Source organism: Bradyrhizobium sp. (assembly GCF_017881085.1).
Taxonomy (GTDB): domain Bacteria; phylum Pseudomonadota; class Alphaproteobacteria; order Rhizobiales; family Xanthobacteraceae; genus Bradyrhizobium.
Map to the genome: position 1 here is coordinate 1 of NZ_JADGRI010000076.1, position 18,116 is coordinate 18,116.

Annotated in this window: 18 protein-coding genes and 1 pseudogene; 15 read left to right on the top strand and 4 right to left on the bottom strand. The window is 63.9% G+C overall.

Features of this window, described 5'->3' with window-relative positions:
* Positions 1 to 431 (top strand): annotated as a pseudogene (locus QZ213_RS09815) (benzoyl-CoA 2,3-epoxidase subunit BoxB); the annotation flags it as partial.
* A gap of 62 nt (positions 432 to 493) precedes the next feature.
* Here the strand turns inward: QZ213_RS09815 and QZ213_RS09820 are convergent.
* A complete protein-coding gene (locus QZ213_RS09820; RefSeq protein WP_291685871.1) occupies positions 494 to 1,300 on the bottom strand; it encodes an SDR family oxidoreductase in 807 nt (268 codons plus the stop codon).
* An 80-nt stretch (positions 1,301 to 1,380) separates the two neighbouring features.
* Complete coding sequence (locus tag QZ213_RS09825; RefSeq protein WP_291685872.1) at positions 1,381 to 2,439, bottom strand: polysaccharide deacetylase family protein; 1,059 nt, start codon at positions 2,437 to 2,439, stop codon at positions 1,381 to 1,383.
* 168 nt (positions 2,440 to 2,607) lie between these two features.
* Between QZ213_RS09825 and QZ213_RS09830 the strand changes: the two genes are divergently transcribed.
* The 11 genes from QZ213_RS09830 (at position 2,608) to phoB (ending at position 12,960) form a co-directional block, all read left to right on the top strand.
* Positions 2,608 to 4,002 carry an OmpA family protein gene (locus QZ213_RS09830; RefSeq protein WP_291685873.1) on the top strand — a complete coding sequence of 465 codons (1,395 nt, stop codon included), beginning with the start codon at positions 2,608 to 2,610 and terminating at the stop codon, positions 4,000 to 4,002.
* A gap of 4 nt (positions 4,003 to 4,006) precedes the next feature.
* Complete coding sequence (locus tag QZ213_RS09835; protein ID WP_291685874.1) at positions 4,007 to 4,303, top strand: hypothetical protein; 297 nt, start codon at positions 4,007 to 4,009, stop codon at positions 4,301 to 4,303.
* A gap of 31 nt (positions 4,304 to 4,334) precedes the next feature.
* Entirely contained in the window at positions 4,335 to 4,850 is a 516-nt protein-coding gene (locus tag QZ213_RS09840) for a DinB family protein (protein WP_291685875.1), read from the top strand.
* A 267-nt stretch (positions 4,851 to 5,117) separates the two neighbouring features.
* A complete protein-coding gene (locus QZ213_RS09845; protein WP_291685876.1) occupies positions 5,118 to 6,179 on the top strand; it encodes a lysylphosphatidylglycerol synthase domain-containing protein in 1,062 nt (353 codons plus the stop codon).
* Between the two features lie 33 nt (positions 6,180 to 6,212).
* Complete coding sequence (locus QZ213_RS09850; protein ID WP_291685877.1) at positions 6,213 to 7,514, top strand: ATP-binding protein; 1,302 nt, start codon at positions 6,213 to 6,215, stop codon at positions 7,512 to 7,514.
* 140 nt (positions 7,515 to 7,654) lie between these two features.
* Positions 7,655 to 8,665, top strand: a complete 1,011-nt coding sequence (gene pstS, locus QZ213_RS09855) for a phosphate ABC transporter substrate-binding protein PstS (RefSeq protein WP_291685878.1) — start codon at positions 7,655 to 7,657, stop codon at positions 8,663 to 8,665.
* 178 nt (positions 8,666 to 8,843) lie between these two features.
* Positions 8,844 to 9,833, top strand: coding sequence for a phosphate ABC transporter permease subunit PstC (gene pstC, locus QZ213_RS09860; RefSeq protein WP_291685888.1), 990 nt, complete (start codon positions 8,844 to 8,846; stop codon positions 9,831 to 9,833).
* Positions 9,834 to 9,837: 4 nt separating this feature from the next.
* Entirely contained in the window at positions 9,838 to 10,683 is an 846-nt protein-coding gene (gene pstA / locus QZ213_RS09865; protein WP_291685879.1) for a phosphate ABC transporter permease PstA, read from the top strand.
* Complete coding sequence (pstB, locus tag QZ213_RS09870) at positions 10,680 to 11,501, top strand: phosphate ABC transporter ATP-binding protein PstB (RefSeq protein ID WP_291685880.1); 822 nt, start codon at positions 10,680 to 10,682, stop codon at positions 11,499 to 11,501. The genes pstA and pstB overlap by 4 nt, the downstream gene beginning before the upstream one ends.
* Before the next feature lie 14 nt (positions 11,502 to 11,515).
* A complete protein-coding gene (gene phoU / locus QZ213_RS09875) occupies positions 11,516 to 12,232 on the top strand; it encodes a phosphate signaling complex protein PhoU (RefSeq protein ID WP_291685881.1) in 717 nt (238 codons plus the stop codon).
* Between the two features lie 26 nt (positions 12,233 to 12,258).
* Positions 12,259 to 12,960, top strand: a complete 702-nt coding sequence (gene phoB, locus QZ213_RS09880; RefSeq protein ID WP_291685882.1) for a phosphate regulon transcriptional regulator PhoB — start codon at positions 12,259 to 12,261, stop codon at positions 12,958 to 12,960.
* Positions 12,961 to 13,132: 172 nt separating this feature from the next.
* Here the strand turns inward: phoB and QZ213_RS09885 are convergent, their stop codons facing one another.
* Positions 13,133 to 13,642 carry a GcrA family cell cycle regulator gene (locus tag QZ213_RS09885; protein ID WP_291685883.1) on the bottom strand — a complete coding sequence of 170 codons (510 nt, stop codon included), beginning with the start codon at positions 13,640 to 13,642 and terminating at the stop codon, positions 13,133 to 13,135.
* 462 nt (positions 13,643 to 14,104) lie between these two features.
* Between QZ213_RS09885 and QZ213_RS09890 the strand changes: the two genes are divergently transcribed.
* The 3 genes from QZ213_RS09890 to QZ213_RS09900 all read left to right on the top strand — a co-directional run bounded on the left by QZ213_RS09890 (position 14,105) and on the right by QZ213_RS09900 (position 17,491).
* Positions 14,105 to 15,316, top strand: a complete 1,212-nt coding sequence (locus tag QZ213_RS09890) for an aspartate aminotransferase family protein (protein ID WP_291685884.1) — start codon at positions 14,105 to 14,107, stop codon at positions 15,314 to 15,316.
* On the top strand, positions 15,313 to 16,254 hold the full coding sequence (argF, locus tag QZ213_RS09895) for an ornithine carbamoyltransferase (protein WP_291685885.1): 942 nt from the start codon (positions 15,313 to 15,315) through the stop codon (positions 16,252 to 16,254). The genes QZ213_RS09890 and argF overlap by 4 nt, the downstream gene beginning before the upstream one ends.
* 229 nt (positions 16,255 to 16,483) lie before the next feature.
* The gene (locus tag QZ213_RS09900; protein ID WP_291685886.1) at positions 16,484 to 17,491 is read left to right on the top strand and encodes an Hsp33 family molecular chaperone; all 1,008 of its coding nucleotides are present in this window, start codon (positions 16,484 to 16,486) and stop codon (positions 17,489 to 17,491) included.
* Positions 17,492 to 17,503: 12 nt separating this feature from the next.
* Here the strand turns inward: QZ213_RS09900 and QZ213_RS09905 are convergent.
* The coding region (locus tag QZ213_RS09905) for a hypothetical protein (protein WP_291685887.1) at positions 17,504 to 18,116 on the bottom strand (613 nt) is incomplete at its 5' end.

Below are 18,116 nucleotides of genomic sequence, written 5' to 3' on the forward strand. Positions count from 1 at the left end.
ACGATACCTATCCGGTGCTCAAGCTGGTGAACGGCGAGATCAAGCGCGTCGACGAGCCGGCGCTGACCGCGCTCAACATGCGGCTGCGCGACGATTACAGCCAGGACTGCGTCAAGGGCATGCTGCGCTGGAACAAGATCATCTCGACAGCAGGCTACGACTTCAAGCTGACATTGCCGAACGTCGCGTTCCACCGTGCGATCGGCGAATTCAAGGATATCCACGCCACGCCGGACGGCGTGCTGATCGACGACGCCACCTGGAACAAGCGCAAGAGCGACTGGCTGCCTTCCACCGAGGACGGCGATTTCATCAGTTCGCTGATGACGCCGGTGACCGAGATCGGCGGCTACGCCCCCTGGATCTCGCCGCCCAAGGTCGGCATCGACAACAAGCCCGGCGATTTCGAGTACGTGAAGATCGAGACGTGATTTTACGTCCTCCCGGCGAACGCCGGGACGACGTCAATCTTGTGCGGCGATGGGGGCTATCGCTAGTCCCACCCGTCTCCCTTGATCCCCGGATTCGCATAAACGATGCCGCCGTCGACCGCGAGGGTGGCGCCGACCACGTAATCGCCCGCGCGCGAGGCGAGATAGATCGCGGCCCCCGCCATGTCCTCATCGGTGCCGATGCGCCCCGACGGCACGCGCGTCGCTACCTCGTCGGCATTGTCGCGCGCCGCCTTGTTCATGTCGGACTTGAACGGCCCCGGCGCGATTGCCGTCACCACGACATGATCCTTGATCAGCTTCACCGCCATCCGGCGGGTCAGGTGGATCAGGCCCGACTTGCTGGCGGCGTAGGAATAGGTCTCCATCGGGTTGACGAAGATGCCGTCGATGGAAGCGATATTGATGACCTTGGCGGGCTTGTCGGCACTCGCGGCGGCGCGCAGCGGTGCGGCCAGCGCCTTGGTCAGGAAGAACGGCGTCTTGAGGTTGAGGTTGATCACCTTGTCCCAGCCGTTCTCCGGAAACTCGTCGAAATCCGCGCCCCATGCCGCGCCGGCGTTGTTGACCAGGATATCGAGCTTCGGTTCGCGCTTCCTGATTTCAGCCGCCAGCAGTTCGATGCCGGCCATCGTGGAAATATCGATCGGCAGCGCGATGCATTCGCCGCCATATTCGGCCGCCAGCTCCTTCGCGGTGGCCTCGCAAGGACCAGCCTTGCGCGCGGTGATGTAGACCCTGGCTGCGCCCTGGGCGAGAAACCCGGCCGCGATCATCTTGCCGATGCCGCGCGATCCCCCCGTCACCAGTGCGATGCGGCCATGAAGCGAGAATAGATCCTTGAACATGTCGCCTCCGTTAGGTTTGCAGATGGTTTTGAGCGCGGGAGTGGGATGAGTCAAGGAACGCAACTTCGCAGGGACGGCGACTACGCCGCGTCGACGCGCCGGAAACCGTTCCACATCGCGGTGGCCGCACCAGAGGTCAGCACCGGCAGGATGCGCGTATCCTGGTAGTTGCCGTTGAGCGACACCCGCGGCAGCGCGGTCAAATGATCGGCGCTTTCCGGGAAGATCATGCCCGGCCGGGTCGTCACCGCGGTCTCGAATCCGACGGCACGCGCCAGCGCGAATTCGCGGGGGCCGGCCGCGTGCCTGTCGCCATAGGGATAGGCAAGATGAAGAACCGGGCGCTGCAGCGCCTCTTCGATCCGCGCGCGGCTGATCGCCATCTCCTGATGGGTGATCTCCTCGCTCTGCTTGGCGAGGTTGCAATGGGTGATCGAATGCGATCCGATGGTGACCAGCGGATCGCAGGCGAACGCCTTCAACTCTTCCCAGGACATGCAGAGATCACTGCTGATCGCGGTTTCGTCGACGCCGTGACGCGCGCACAGCGCGGCGATTTCGCGCCGGACATCGTGTTCATCCGGCAGTTTGCGCAGCCAATCGTGCAGTCGGTCGAACGCGACCTGCTTGGCGGCCGGCGTGGAGGCATCGAGACGCGTCGCGACGTCGCCGATCCTGGTTTCGATCGTTTCAGCCTTGGCGATCACCATCTCCAGCGCGATCCACCACAGCCGGCCGGTGCCTTCGGCGAAATCGCTGGCGACATAGACGGTCAAGGGTGCGTCAAATTCTCGCATCACCGGCAGCGCGAAATCCCGGTTGTCGCGATAGCCATCGTCGAGGGTGAAGCAGGCAAAACGCCGCGAGAACCTGCGTTCGACCAATCGCCGATGCAACTCGTCCATGGTGACGATGTCGATGTCCTGCGAGCGAAGGTGCGACAACATCGCGCGCAGGAACTCCGGCTCGACCTCGAGATGACGATTGGGCTGGAAATCGGCGGCGCGGCGCTGGCGGACATGATGCAGCATGAAAATGGCGCCGACGCCCGAGAAGATAGGCCGCAGCAGATGATGCGCCCCGGTGAAGTACAGCGCTTCCAGTCCGGCGCGGATGACGTTGCTGCGAAACTGCTTCATTCGGAAGTGGCTGGCCGGTTCGGGTGCGCCTGCAAAACTAGCGGGAAACCGCTGAAGAAACAGTTATTCGGGCCGAGGTCCATTAACCGGACATTGTCTGCGTTATTTCGGGTTTGACAGCTCCGCAAGGGTTTGTTTTCTCTCTGTTCCAGACCCGCGGGATATCGAATGCACGGACTTTTCAGGTGGAGCAGCAAATGGTGGCCGGGCATCATTCCACTGGTCGTCTTTTGGGGTATCGCGGCCTGGAACAGCACCGCTCCCCTGGAAGCCGACCTGGCCGCGCGTTCCACATCGGCCCTCAAGGATACCGTCCTCGACAAGACCCGGATCGAGGTCTCCGGCCGCGATGTCAGCTTCGCCGCCGACGCGTTCTCGGAAGATGGCCGCCGCAGCGCCGTCGCAGCGGTCCAGGCCGTGCCGGGTGTGCGGCTGGTCAATGATGAAACCCGCCTGATTCCCGAGGCCAAGCCGTTCGTGTGGTCGGCTGAGCGCGACGTCGCCAGGGTCACGCTGGGCGGCAGTGCGCCGCTGCCGGCCAGCAAGGGCAAATTGCTCGAGGCGGCCCGCGCAGCGCTTGGGGGCGTGGAGGTCGCCGATCGGATGCAGATGTCGCGGGGCGCGCCGCCGCGCTTCGACAATGCCGCCTTGCTGCTGGTCGATCAGATCGCAAAGTTGAAGGAAGGCAAGATCACGATTTCGGATACCGAGGTCAGCCTTTCCGGCATGGCGCGCGACCTCGGCGGCCGCGAAGCGATCGCGGCCGCGCTGAAGAATCTCCCCGAGGGCTTTTCGGTCGCCGCCAACGACCTCAAGGCGCCGCCCTATGTCTTCCAGGCCTATAAGGATCCGGTGGCGGTGACGCTGACGCTGACCGGCTACGTACCGGACAACAACGTCCACGCCGCGATCGCAGCTGCCGCGGGGCGCAAGTTCTTCAGCGAGAAGGTGGTCGATAATCTCAAGGCCTCTATCGGCGCGCCCTCCGGTTTCGTCAGCGCCGTCGTGCCGGCGCTGGGCGTGTTGTCGCGGCTCTCGACCGGCACGCTGGTGGTGAACGATCGGGAGATAAAGCTCTCGGGCGACGCACTCTATGACGCGGCGTTGACGCAGATCCGCGCCAGCCTCGCCAAGGATTTTCCGGAAGGCTGGCAGGTCAAGGCCGACCTTTCGGTCAAGCCCGCCGCAGCGCCCGTCGACCCCACCGTGTGTCAGCAGCTGCTTTCGGAACTGCTCGCCAGGGGAAAAATCCGCTTCGAATCCGGGCGCGCCGGCATCGATCAGGATTCAGCAGGCCTGCTTGACCGGCTGATCGAAACCGCGATGCGCTGTCCGACGGCCGATATCGAGATTGCAGGACACACCGACGCCGACGGCGAGGAAGCCTTCAACCAGGCGCTGTCCGAAAAGCGTGCTCAGTCGGTGACGGATTATCTTGTCAAAGCGGGCCTGCCCGCGAACCGGTTCACGGCGACAGGATATGGTAGCTCGCAACCGGTCGCGTCAAATGATACCGACGAAGGCAAGGCGCAGAACCGCCGCATCGATTTCCTGGTGAAGTAGGCGAATGGCATATCTTGCGACATTTCATTGGGGATGGCTGCTGGCATCGGTCCTGCTCGGTATGGCGATGGGCTGGATTGCGGTGGTTCATCGCGGTCAGGGCGTATCGAAGCAGACGATGCGGTGGCTCGCGGCATTGGCAGCGGCGCTGGTCGCAGCCGCGCTGACACACGTGATCCCCGGCCGTCCGGGCTACTGGCTCGATCTCGGTCTGGTCATGCTTGCGGTGTATCTGGTCGGCTGCGCGGTGGGATCGTGGCTGCGCGATTGGGTGCTCACGCGCAATGCGCCGTCAGCCTGAGATTCTCGCTGGGCACGAGAGGCGGGTATCGATGACCCCTGCAGACCATTATCGAATGTTCGCGCATTACAATGCCTGGGCCAACGGCCGCGTTTACGATGCGGCAGCGCGGCTCTCGGGCGAACAATATCGTGCCGATCGCGGCGCCTTCTTCAAATCGGTCCACGGCACGCTGAATCATCTGCTGGTGACCGACCGGATCTGGATGCAGCGCTTTACCGGCGAGGGCGATGCGCCGAACCGCCTGGACGCGATCCTGTTCGAGATGTTCGACGAGCTGCGCGCCGCGCGCGAGGCCGAGGACCGGCGGATCCTGTGTTTCGTGCAGGGGCTGGACGACCGGCGCATCGAAGGCACCATCAAATACCGCCGCGTCTCCTCCCCTGACGAATTCGAGCAGCAACTGGCGCCGGCGCTGGCGCACTGGTTCAATCACCAGACCCACCACCGCGGGCAGGTCCACGCCTTGCTGACCAGCCTCGTCGGTCAGGCGCCGGAACTCGATCTGTTGTATTTCCAGCGGCTGGCGGCAAAACCGGCTGGCTGATTTCACGAAAACTTCACCGCCGGCAGCGCAAGTTTGGCGCCTTGGGCTTTGGGCGGCGGGTCGAATGCAGCAAAACTGTGCAGCCAGAGGCCAGGAACTGCCCGTAAAACCCCGTAATATATTGAAGGAGCGCGTATTATTCCCATCAAGCGAATTCCACTCCGACCCAAAACACGCTACCACGTCGTGCCAGGAAGCAAGCGCGGCGCTGCCGGTGGCGAAGCTCGCTTTGGTGCCGTCGTCGCGGGATCGCAGTTCGAGGTCTAGATGCTGGAAGCAATACGCAGGGCGGTCTCGTTTCTGCGCCAGAAGCAAATCCTGCATAAGTTGGGTGTTGTCGTCAGCGTCACGGTCATCGGGATCGCGTGCTACGTCCTCTACCACATGCTGCGGGGCATCGACGTCGAAGAGGTCGTCGAGGCCATCAAGCAGACCGAGCCCCGCCAGATCGCGCTGGCGGCGTTGTTCGTGGCCGCGGGCTATTTCACGCTGACCTTCTATGACTGGTTCGCGGTTCGCGCGATCGGCCGCGGCGACATTCCCTATCGCGTCAACGCACTCGCCGCCTTCGCCAGCTATTCGATCGGGCACAACGTCGGGGCCAGCGTCTTCACCGGCGGCGCGGTGCGCTATCGCATCTATTCCGCGTGGGGGCTGAACGCGATCGACGTCGCCAAGATCTGCTTCCTGGCGGGCCTGACGTTCTGGCTCGGCAATGCCGCGGTGCTCGGGCTGGGGATCGCCTATCATCCGGAAGCCGCCACATCGATCGATCAGCTGCCGCCCTGGTTGAACCGCATCGCCGCGATCATGATCATTCTGGCGCTGGTGGGCTACGTGGTCTGGGTCTGGACCCAGCCGCGAGGGGTCGGCCGCGGTCCCTGGACGGTGGTGCTGCCGGACGGCCCGCTGACGCTGCTGCAGATCGCAATCGGGATCGTCGATCTCGGCTTTTGCGCGCTGGCGATGTACGTGCTGGTGCCGGACGAGCCCAACCTCGGCTTCGTCGTGGTCGCGGTAATCTTCGTTTCGGCGACGCTGTTGGGCTTCGCCAGCCACTCCCCCGGCGGTCTGGGGGTCTTCGACGCCGCGATGCTGGTCGGGCTGTGGCAAATGGACCGGGAAGACCTGTTGGCGGGCATGCTGCTGTTTCGGGTCCTTTATTATCTTGCCCCGTTCGTCATATCTGTAATCTTGCTGACGTTTCGCGAGGTTATAATGGGGACCCGGATGAAGCGCCTGCGTCAGGCCGGCGCGCCGCCGGGGCTCGATGCCGGGCCGGCCCGCAAAGCCGCCTATGTCAGGGAGCGCAGCGACAAAGGCGCCTGACGATTGAGCCCGAACGGGGAGACAGCCGGCCCGATGGCATTAGACGCCCCTTCTTCTTCCTTCTTTTCGCCGTGGCCGGACCGGCTGCGGCATTCGGCTATCATCCTGCTTGCCGCCGGCCTTGCCCTCGCTGTGCTGGTCGCGTTCGGCGAATTGCCCCTGGTCCGCGCCGCCACGGTCTTCGCCTGCATCGCCGCCGCCGCGCTGGTGCCGTGGCGCTTGCACAATGTCGCCACGTCCCGCGAAGAAGTCCGCGGCATCACCAGCCCGGTCGAAACCGCCGCCGTCAGCGCCATCGTTGCCGGCATGCCGGACCCTGCGGTGCTGCTCGATCGCGCCGGCCGCGTCATCCACCTCAACGCCGCGGCGGCGCAGCTCGCGCCGGCGCTGCGCAAGAACGAACTTGCCCAATTCGCGTTGCGCTCGCCGGAGATCATTGCCGCGCTGCGCGAAGCCATCGCGACCACCGAACCCCGGCGCGCCACCTATCTCGATCACGTGCCGGTAGACCGCTGGATGGAACTGATCATCACCCCGGTGCCAGTGCCGACTCTGTTCGGCGGCACGGAAAAGTGCATGCTGATGACGTTCCACGATCAGACGCCGCTACGCCGGGTCGAGGAAATGCGCGCCGACTTCGTCGCCAATGCCAGCCACGAATTGCGCACGCCACTCGCGGCGCTGTCGGGCTTCATCGATACGCTGCAGGGGCCGGCCAAGGACGATGCCAAGGCGCGCGAGCGCTTCCTCGGCATCATGCATACCCAGGCGACCCGAATGGCGCGGCTGATCGACGATCTCTTGTCGCTGTCGCGGGTCGAACTGTCCGCCCATGTCCGCCCCGATACGCTGGTGGATATCGTCCCGATCATCCGGCAGGTCGGCGACGGGCTGGAGCCGCTGGCGCGCGAGCGTCAGGTCACGATCGATATCCAGCTGCCGGAGACGCCGGTCGCGATCGCCGGCGACCGCGAGGAACTGTTGCGGCTGTTCGAGAACCTGATCGAGAACGCGCTGAAATACGGCGCCTCGGGCGGCCGGGTCATCGTCTCGCTCGGTCAGGCGATGTCGAATGAGGGCATGCCGGAAGTGCGGGTCATGGTGCGTGATTTCGGCCCCGGCATCGCGCCCGAGCACCTGCCACGGCTCACCGAGCGGTTCTATCGGGTGGACGTCGGCGACAGCCGCGCGCAGGGCGGTACCGGCCTCGGTTTATCGCTGGTTAAACACATTGTTAACCGCCATCGCGGCCGGCTTTTGATCGAAAGCGTGCCCAAACAGGGTGCAACTTTTACCGCCTGTTTTCCCCAGGTAAAAACCGCGGTAGCGGCATAAAACATAGCAATTTCAATTGCTTGCCATCGTCATCCAACTGTCACCAAACCTTCGTAAAACAAGCACCGACCGCTTCTAAACGAGCGGGCGTGAGCGCAGTCGGGCGCATTTGGCGCTTCGCTCACCAGGGAGACCCGCAAATGAATTTCATGAAAGCTATCGTCGCTGCCGGCCTGGTCGCCGCATCGACGTCGGCGTTCGCCGCCGACATCACCGGGGCGGGTGCGACGTTCCCGTTCCCGATCTACTCGAAATGGGCCGATGCCTACAAGAAGGAGACGGGCAACGGTCTGAACTATCAGTCGATCGGCTCGGGCGGTGGCATCAAGCAGATTGAAGCCAAGACCGTGACGTTCGGCGCTACCGACATGCCGCTCAAGGTCGACCAGCTCGAGAAGGGCGGCCTGGTCCAGTGGCCGATGGTCATGGGCGCGATCGTTCCCGTGGTGAATCTCGAGGGCGTAAAGCCCGGTGAAATGGTGTTCGACGGCGAAACGCTGGCCAACATCTATCTCGGCAAGATCACCAAGTGGGACGATCCGGCGATCAAGAAGCTCAATCCGAAGGTGAACCTGCCGACCGACGCCATCACCGTGGTGCGCCGTTCCGATGGTTCGGGCACGACGTTCAACTTCACCAACTACCTTTCCAAGGTCAGCGCGGACTGGAAGTCCAAGGTCGGCGAGGGCACCGCGGTTGAGTGGCCGGTCGGCGTCGGCGCCAAGGGCAACGAAGGCGTCTCCGGCAACATCGGCCAGACCAAGAACTCGATCGGTTACGTCGAATACGCCTATGCCAAGCAGAACAAGCTGACCTACACCGCGATGGTCAACAAGGCCGGCAAGACCGTGCAGCCGACCGTGGAAGCGTTCCAGGCGGCCGCTTCGAACGCCGACTGGGCCCACGCTCCCGGCTATTACGTGATCCTCACCGACCAGCCGGGCGAAAAGTCGTGGCCGGTCACGGCATCGACCTTCATCCTGATGCACAAGGAACCGGTCGACAAGGCTGCGTCCGCCGAGGCCATCAAGTTCTTCAAATGGGCTTTTGCCAAGGGCGACAAGATGGCCGAGGAACTCGACTACATCCCGATGCCGGACCCGGTGGTCAAGCTGATCGAGAAGACCTGGTCGGCCGACATCAAGAGCTGAGCGGAAAAGTCCGGCACGCGGGGCGGCGCGGTTCGCGCCGCCCCGCACGGCCGGGATCCGCGCCTAGTTGCTGAAAGAAGAATCCACCCCCGAAACCGGCAGCGCGTCGCTGGCGCGCTGCGGCCGCAGGGCGCGAGACAGGCCCAGTAAAACAGTATAGGGGATTGGCGTGGCAGACATGGCCGTTCAGAGCGATGTGATGGAAGCCGCTGGACCTTACGATCGCGCCCGCGCGCTGAACGCGTTCAAACTCGGCGATGTCACGTTCTACTGGATCACGCGCGCCTGCGCGATCTCGGTGCTCTTGATCCTCGGCGGCATTATCCTTTCCCTGTTCATCGGCGCCTGGCCGGCGATCCAGCAATACGGCCTTCCGTTCCTGTGGACGGCGCGCTGGGCTCCGTCGGCCGATCCGCCGGTGCTCGGTGCGCTCGGTCCGATGTATGGCACGCTGGTGACTTCGTTCATCGCGATGCTGATCGCTATACCGGTGGGACTGGGGATTGCCATCTTCCTCACCGAACTTTGTCCGCAATGGCTGCGCCGTCCGATCGGAATAGCCATCGAATTGCTCGCCGGCATCCCGTCGATCATCTACGGCATGTGGGGGTTCTTCGTGCTCGGCCCGTTCCTGGCCTACACGTTCCAGCCCTTCATGATCAAAGTGTTCGACGGCGTCCCGGTGCTCGGATCGATTTTCGCGGGTCCCCCTTCCTACCTCAGCCTGTTCAACGCCGCGCTGATCCTGGCCATCATGGTGCTGCCCTTCATCACCGCGATCTCGGTCGACGTGTTCAAGACGGTGCCGCCAGTGCTGAAGGAGGCCGCCTACGGCGTCGGCTGCACCACCTGGGAAGTGGTTCGCAACGTGGTGATCCCCTACACCCGGGTCGGGGTCATCGGCGGCATCATGCTGGCGCTCGGCCGTGCGCTCGGCGAGACCATGGCGGTCACCTTCATCATCGGCAATTCCTTCCACATCTCGTCTTCGATCTTCGCGCCGGGCACCACGATCTCGGCCGCGATCGCATCCGAATTCGCCGAAAGCGACGGCCTGCACCAATCGGGGCTGATCCTGCTCGGCCTGCTGCTGTTCGTGCTGACGTTCTTCGTGCTGGCCGCGGCGCGGCTGATGTTGATGCGGCTGGAAAAGCAGGCGGGGAACTAGCATCATGAATCCGATCTACTCGCGCCGCCGCCGCACCGATATCCTGATCCGCGGGCTTTGTTTCGCCGCCGCATTGTTCGGCGTGACCTGGCTCGCACTGATCCTGTTCACGCTGCTGTACAACGGTCTTGCGGGTCTGAACCTGTCGATCTTCACCGAGAACACCCCGCCGCCGGGATCGACCGACGGCGGCCTGAAGAACGCGATCGTCGGTTCGATCATCATGACCGTCATCGGCGTCGGCATCGGCGCGCCGCTCGGGCTGTTCGCGGGCACCTATCTGGCCGAATACGGCAGGAACGATCGCCTCACCTCGGTGATCCGCTTCATCAACGACATTCTCTTGAGCGCGCCCTCGATCATCATTGGTCTGTTCATCTATGGTGCCATCGTGGTGCCGATGGGCGGGTTCTCGGCTTTGGCAGGTTCGCTGGCGCTTGCCGTGATCGTGATTCCGGTGGTGGTACGCACCACCGAGGACATGCTGCTGCTGGTGCCCAACCCGCTGCGCGAGGCAGCGTCCGCGCTCGGCCTGCCGCGCTCGCTGGTCATCAAGCGCATCGCCTACCGCGCGGCGCGCTCCGGCCTGATTACCGGCGTGCTGCTGGCGACCGCGCGTGTCGCCGGCGAAACCGCGCCCTTGCTGTTCACCGCGCTCTCCAACCAGTTCTTCAGTCTCAATCTGACCAAGACCATGGCCAACCTGCCGGTGACCATCAACAACTTCGTGCAAAGCCCCTACGCCTATTGGAAACAGCTCGCCTGGAGCGGGGCCTTGCTCATCACCCTGACTGTGCTTGCCCTGAACATTGGCGCGCGCATTCTTGGCGCCGAGAGGACCGCAAAATGAGTGACGTTTCTGTATCGATGAGTCATGCCGGCGGATCCGTTCCCCCGGTGACCCTGCCCGAGGCGCCGGCGAAGGTCACCGCGCGTGGCTTGAACTTCTACTATGGCGAAAACCATGCGCTGAAGAACATCAACCTCACGCTCGGCACCAATCGCGTCACCGCCTTCATCGGGCCGTCCGGCTGCGGAAAGTCTACACTGCTGCGGATTTTCAACCGGATGTACGATCTATATCCCGGGCAACGCGCCACCGGCCAGCTGATGCTCGACCAGACCAACATCCTCGACCCCAAGCTCGATCTCAATCTGCTGCGCGCCCGCGTCGGCATGGTGTTCCAGAAGCCGACGCCGTTCCCGATGACGATCTATGAGAACATCGCGTTCGGCATCCGGCTCTATGAGAAGATTTCCAAGTCGGAAATGGACGGCCGGGTCGAAAAGGCGCTGCGCGGCGGCGCGCTGTGGAACGAGGTCAAGGACAAGCTGAACGCTTCGGGCCTGAGCCTGTCCGGCGGCCAGCAGCAGCGGCTTTGCATCGCCCGTACCGTCGCGGTGCGGCCCGAGGTGATCCTGTTCGACGAGCCGTGCTCGGCGCTCGATCCGATTTCGACCGCCAAGGTCGAGGAGTTGATCCAGGAGCTGTCAGAGGACTACACCATCGCCATCGTCACCCATAACATGCAGCAGGCCGCGCGCGTCTCGGACAAGACCGCCTTCATGTATCTCGGCGAGCTGGTCGAATTCGACGACACCAACAAGATATTCACCTCACCGAGCGATCGACGCACCCAAGACTACATTACCGGCCGGTTCGGCTAAGGGGAGATACAAGAATGGGTTCCGAACACACCGCCAAGGCGTTCGACAGCGATCTGCAGGAACTGACCCGGCTGGTCGCCGAAATGGGCGGCCTCGCCGAACGCATGATCGTGGATTCCGTCGATGCGCTGATCCGCCGGGATGTCGCGCTCGGCCAGCGCGTCGTCGCCTCCGACGCCGAGATCGACAATCTGCAGCGCGTGATCGAAGAGCGCGCGGTATTGACCATCGCTCGGCGCCAGCCCATGGCGGTGGACCTGCGCGAAATCGTCGGCGCCATGCGGGTCGCCACTGATCTCGAGCGGATCGGCGATCTCGCCAAGAACATGGGCAAGCGGGTCGCGGCGCTGGAAAGCGAATTCCAGCCGCTGAAGCTGATCCGCGGCCTCGAACACATGACCGACCTGGTGCAGTCGCAGGTCAAGTCCGTGCTCGACGCCTATGCGGCGCACGATCTGCCGGCGGCGATGGCGGTCTGGAAGGGCGACGAGGAAGTCGACGCCATCTGCACCTCGCTGTTCCGCGAACTCCTCACCTATATGATGGAAGATCCGCGCAACATCTCGTTCTGCATCCACCTGATGTTCTGCGCCAAGAACATCGAGCGGATCGGCGATCACGCCACCAATATCGCGGAAACCGTTTTCTACATGATCGAAGGCCAGCAGATCATGGACAAGCGCCCCAAGGGCGACATGACGAACTTCGCCACGACGGTACCCGGAAACTGACAGAGACCAACAAAAGGCTTGGACAGATGAGCGCGCGCATTCTGGTGGTGGAAGACGAAGAGGCGTTGACCACGCTGCTTCGCTACAACCTCGATGCCGAGGGTTACGAGGTCGAAACGGTTGCCCGCGGCGACGACGCCGATACGAGGCTGAAGGAGCGCGTTCCCGACCTGATCGTGCTCGACTGGATGCTGCCGGGCCTGTCCGGCATCGAGCTGTGCCGCCGCCTGAGGGCGCGGCCGGAGACCAAGTCGTTGCCGATCATCATGCTGACGGCGCGCGGCGAGGAAAGCGAGCGGGTCAGGGGACTTGCCACCGGCGCCGACGATTACATCGTCAAGCCGTTCTCGGTACCGGAGCTGCTGGCGCGGGTGAAGGGCCTGTTGCGCCGCGCGAGTCCGGAGCGGCTCGCCACCGTGCTCGCCTATGGCGACATCGAGCTCGACCGCGAGAAGCGCCGCGTCGCCCGCTCGGGGCGCCCGATCGACCTCGGCCCGACCGAGTACCGGCTGCTGGAATTCTTTCTGGAGCATCCGGGCCGCGTGTTCAGCCGCGAGCAGCTGCTCGACAGCGTGTGGGGCCGCGATATCTATATCGACGAGCGCACCGTGGATGTGCATATCGGCCGCTTGCGCAAACTGCTCAACCCAGGCCGCGAGCAGGACCCGATCCGCACCGTGCGCGGCGCCGGCTACGCGCTCGACGACCGCTTTGCGAAGGTGGAGTAGTTAGCCGCGAAATCCATCCGTCGTCATCCCGGCCAGGCGACGCCAGCCGGGACCCATAACCACCGATGTCAGAATTTGAAAAAGGGCTGGAGCGACCAGCCAGCACAACCACGCAAGCCTGTGGTTGACGGGCCCCCGCGTGTGCGGGGACAACATCGCCGGGAACTGCGCGTTAGCGCGCCGGCTTCTGCGGCTGACGGCGGCGGTCGCTGGCCGGTTGATAAGCGATCCGCGAGTGATGGGCGCAGTAGGGCAGGCTGGTGAGCGCCTTGCCGCCGCAGAAGAAGAATTCCGGGCTCGAGGGATCGCCGACTGGCCAGTGGCAGGTCGCCTCGTTCAGCTCCAACAGCGAAAGCCGCTGGCTCATCGGCACCACGTTGTCGAAGGAGATCGGATCCGGCTCCAGCTCGACATCGAAGGCGTGGGCCAGCGCGGTGTTGCCGCGCGAGACCGGCCGGGAGACCCGCATCATATGCTGGGCCGGGCGGGCCTTGCGCTGCCGCGGTGCCGCCGAGGAAGGGCTCTTGGCGCGTCCGGAAAGGCCCAGCCGGTGGACCTTGCCGATCACGGCGTTACGCGTCACATTTCCGAGTTCCGCAGCGATCTGGCTGGCCGAAAGTCCGGCTTCCCAGAGCTTCTTCAGCTGTTCGACGCGATCTTCAGACCAGGTCAATACCGTCATCGCACTCTTTCCTTCGCGTCGCGCCGGCCGATTTTGGGACAGCGCTGCGATGTCAATCGTCTCAAAAATCCCTGCCGGCAGAATCCCTTAGCCCTCGCCGGGCGCGAAAAGTGAGCCCGAACGTTTACGCCGAACAACTGCGACTAAGAGGATCAGTACTACCGCACGAGATGTCGTACCCGACAGGAAAGAAGCTACAATATGGCGTGACTCCCGCGCAAGAGTCCGCGCGGGTGCATCCACATGTTCCGTCACCTAAGCATTGCAATGCGCTCTTTCCGCGACACCGGACAATTGCGGGTTTCACCACCCCCGACCGGTTGACAGTTATCGACTTGGGCATAGAATAGTTCGACGTGCTGCCCCGAAAAGGCGGCACGTTTTGTTTTCCGGGGCTGGTTGCCGATGCGATCGCGCCAATGCGCGCATCGTGGCCGGGTCCCTAACCCAACAGTGATCGCCATGACCAACAGCGCGACGTCGCATCTGCTTCCCGTATTCGCCAGGGCCGATCTCGGTTTCGAGCGCGGCGAGGGCTGTTGGCTGATCGCGACCAACGGCGAGCGCTATCTCGATTTCACCTCTGGCGTCGCGGTGAATGCGCTCGGCCATTGCCACCCCTATCTGGTGGCGGCGCTGCAGGAGCAGGCCACCAAACTGTGGCACATGTCGAACCTGTTCAAGAGTCCGGACGGCGAAAGACTGGCGGCGCGGCTGTGCGAACAGAGCTTTGCCGATTTCGTGTTCTTCGCCAATTCCGGCGCCGAAGCGATGGAATGCGCGATCAAGGTCACGCGCAAATATCACGCCGCCAAGGGTCATCCCGAGCGGTATCGCATCATCACTTTCGACGGCGCGTTTCACGGCCGCACGCTGGCGACGCTGGCTGCGACCGGCTCGCCGAAATATCTCGAAGGCTTTGGGCCGCCGGTGGACGGTTTCGATCAGGTGCCGCTCGGCGACCTCGATGCCGTCAAGAAGGCGATCGGGCCGCAGACCGCCGGCATCCTGATCGAGCCGTTGCAGGGCGAGGGCGGCGTACGCGCCGCGCCGCATGCCTTCTTCAAGGCGTTGCGCCAGCTCTGCGACGACAAGGGCCTGTTGCTTGTGTTCGATGAGGTGCAGACCGGCATGGGCCGCACCGGCGAGCTGTTCGCCCACAAGCGCCTCGGGGTGACGCCGGACGTGATGTCGCTGGCGAAGGCGCTTGGCGGCGGCTTCCCGATCGGCGCCTGCCTGGCGACGGCCGAGGCCGCGTCCGGCATGACGCCGGGCTCGCACGGTTCGACCTTCGGCGGCAACCCGCTTGCGGTCGCGGCAGCGAACGCGGTGCTGGACGTCATGCTGAAGCCCGGCTTCTTCGAGCACGTGCAGAAGATGTCGCTCTTGCTCAAGCAGAAGCTGGCCTCGGTGGTCGATCGTCATCCCGACGTGCTCGCCGAGGTGCGCGGCGAGGGGCTCCTGATCGGCGTCAGGGCGGTGGTGCCGTCGGGCGACCTGGTGACGGCGCTGCGCGAGCAGAACCTGCTCACGGTCGGCGCCGGCGAAAACGTGGTCCGGTTCCTGCCGCCCTTGATCGTGACCGAGGCGGAGATCGAGGATTCCGTGCAGCGGCTCGATCGGGCCTGCGTCAAGCTTTCCGGCGGTCAGTTGAAGCGGGCAGCGGGGCAATGAGCCAAGCCCTGCGCCATTTTCTCGATCTCAACGAGCTTCCGACCAAGGAGCTGCGCAACATGCTTGCCTTGAGCGTCGCGATGAAGGCGAAGCTGAAGGCCCACAAGAACAATCAGGGTGAGAAGCCGAAGCGGCCGCTCGAAGGCAAGACGCTGGCGATGATCTTCGAAAAGCCGTCGACCCGCACCAGGGTGTCGTTCGACGTCGGCATGCGCCAGCTCGGCGGTGAATCGATCATGCTGACCGGGGCGGAGATGCAGCTCGGCCGCGGCGAGACGATCGCCGACACCGCGCGCGTGCTGTCGCGCTACGTCGACGCCATCATGATCCGCATCCTCAATCACGACGCGCTTTTGGAGCTCGCCGCGCATGCCACCGTGCCCGTCATCAACGGGCTGACGCGGCGCTCGCATCCGTGCCAGGTGATGGCCGACCTGATGACGTTCGAGGAACATCGCGGTTCGATCGAGGGCCGCACCGTGGCCTGGAGCGGCGACGACAACAACGTGCTGGCGTCATGGGCGCATGCGGCGGAGCGGTTCAAGTTCACCTTGAACGTCGCAACGCCGCCGGAGCTCGCGCCGAAAAAGCCGATGCGGGACTGGATCAAGGCGACAGGGGCCTCGATCGTGCTCGGCAACGATCCGGAAGACGCGGTGCGCGGCGCCGACTGCGTGGTCACCGACACCTGGTTCTCGATGGGTGACAAGGACGGCGAGCACCGCCACAATCTCCTGAAACCCTATCAGGTCAATGCCCGGTTGATGTCGCTCGCAAGACCCGACGCGCTGTTCATGCATTGCCTGCCCGCCCATCGGGGCGACGAAGTCACTGACGAGGTGATCGACGGGCCGCAGTCGGTGGTGTTCGACGAGGCCGAAAACCGCCTGCACGTGCAGAAGGGCATTCTGGCCTGGTGTTTTGAGACGGTGGCCTAATCCCTTCCCCTTGTTGGGAGGGTGGCGCGAAGCGCCGGGTGGGGGCAGCGCACGGCAGTGCGCGAAAATCTCGTGTGCTGAAGCAGTCCCCACCCGTCACGTTGCTCGCTTCGCTCACAACGCGCCACCCTCCCCACAAGGGGGAGGGATAAGAAGTGCCGTTTCACGCCGATCTTTCGCGCCTCTCAAACCCTTTCGTTTCCTGCGTTCCGACCCCAGATAAAGCGCCATGACTTCACAATCCCCTGACATCAAGACTGACAAAACCCCGATCCGGGCACCGTCGGCGGTTCCGGTCGACGACGCGGTGCTGCCGTTCGAGGTCGATACGCTCGACCTGCGCGGACGGCTGACCCGGCTCGGTCCCGCGCTCGACGATGTCCTGGCCAAGCACGATTATCCCGCTCCCGTGGGCAAGCTGCTCGGGGAAGCGATCGTGCTTGCGACCCTGCTCGGCTCGTCCCTGAAATTCGACGGCCGGTTCATCCTGCAGACCCAGACCGACGGCCCGGTGTCGTTCCTGATCGTGGATTTCCAGGCGCCGGACCGGCTGCGCGCCTATGCGCGCTTCGACGCCGCGCGGCTGAAAGAGGGCCAGGATTCCGGCACGCTGCTCGGCAAGGGGCATCTTGCCATGACCGTCGATCAGGGGCCCGACATGAGCCGCTATCAGGGCCTGGTGGCGCTCGACGGCGGCACGCTCGAGGACGCCGCGCATGAATATTTCCTGCGCTCGGAACAGATCCCGACGCGGGTGCGGCTCGCGGTCGGCGAGGAGTGGCGCGGCGGCGCAGGCGAGCGTCCAAAACATCGCTGGCGCGCCGGCGGCATGCTGCTGCAATTCCTGCCCAAGGCGCCGGAGCGGGCGCGGCCGGCCGACCTGCATCCCGGCGACGCACCGGAAGGTGTCGTCACCCCCATTGTGGCGGAGGACGACGCCTGGGTCGAAGGCCAGTCGCTGATCGCAACCGTTGAGGATATCGAGCTGATCGATCCCGATCTGTCGGGCGAGCGGTTATTGTATCGCCTGTTTCATGAGCGCGGCGTCCGCGTGTTCGCGCCGCTGCCCTTGCGCGCGCAATGCTCCTGCTCGCGCGAGGCGGTATCCTCGATGCTGAAAAGCTTCGCGCCCGATGACCGCGCCGCGATGGTGCAGGACGGCAAGGTGGTCGTGACCTGCGAGTTCTGCTCGTCGGTCTATCAGTTCACGCCGCACGAGGCGGGCGTGGAGGAGTAGGGGCGGGGCATTTTACGATCGCGCGCTTGAAGGGCCGCGATCGATCCATTTGCTCCAGGGCGCGCTGGCCAGCGTTTGAAAATCGGTAGAGAGAGGACGGCGGCTTTGCCGCTCATAGGCCGCCACGATCTGTTCGGACTCCCTGATCTTCCGCTTGAGCTCGGCCACGATCTCCTGGCTCTGGTCGGTCACCTTCGGCGTCGCGATCGCGCCAAAGGTGAAGCGGGAGGTTTCGAATTGCTTCAGGGCGTCACGGTGTTTTCTGATCTGAGCCCGATGCCACGCGATTTGACTGTTACTGTCTGCCGCCATGTGAATCCCGCCATGTAAGGCTCTTGGAGCCGAACGCGAGCATAGGTGATTCGCCGCCGGTCGCTGGTGGCCGAATGGAGGCGTTATCGCGGCCCGGACGTGGCGGGATTGATTTCTGATTTTCCGAATTTCTTCTTGACGTCCGGGTAGAAACAGGAATAGAGCGATTTGGTCCCGTCCCACAGAGGGGCGACACGCGATCGTCACGGCCGCGGGGCGGGATGCGGTGGACGCGGATGCGCCGATGACGAACGGCACTGAGGCGGACGGCGAAGTCGTGTGGTCCTGATGCCCCGACGCTGGCATCAAGTTC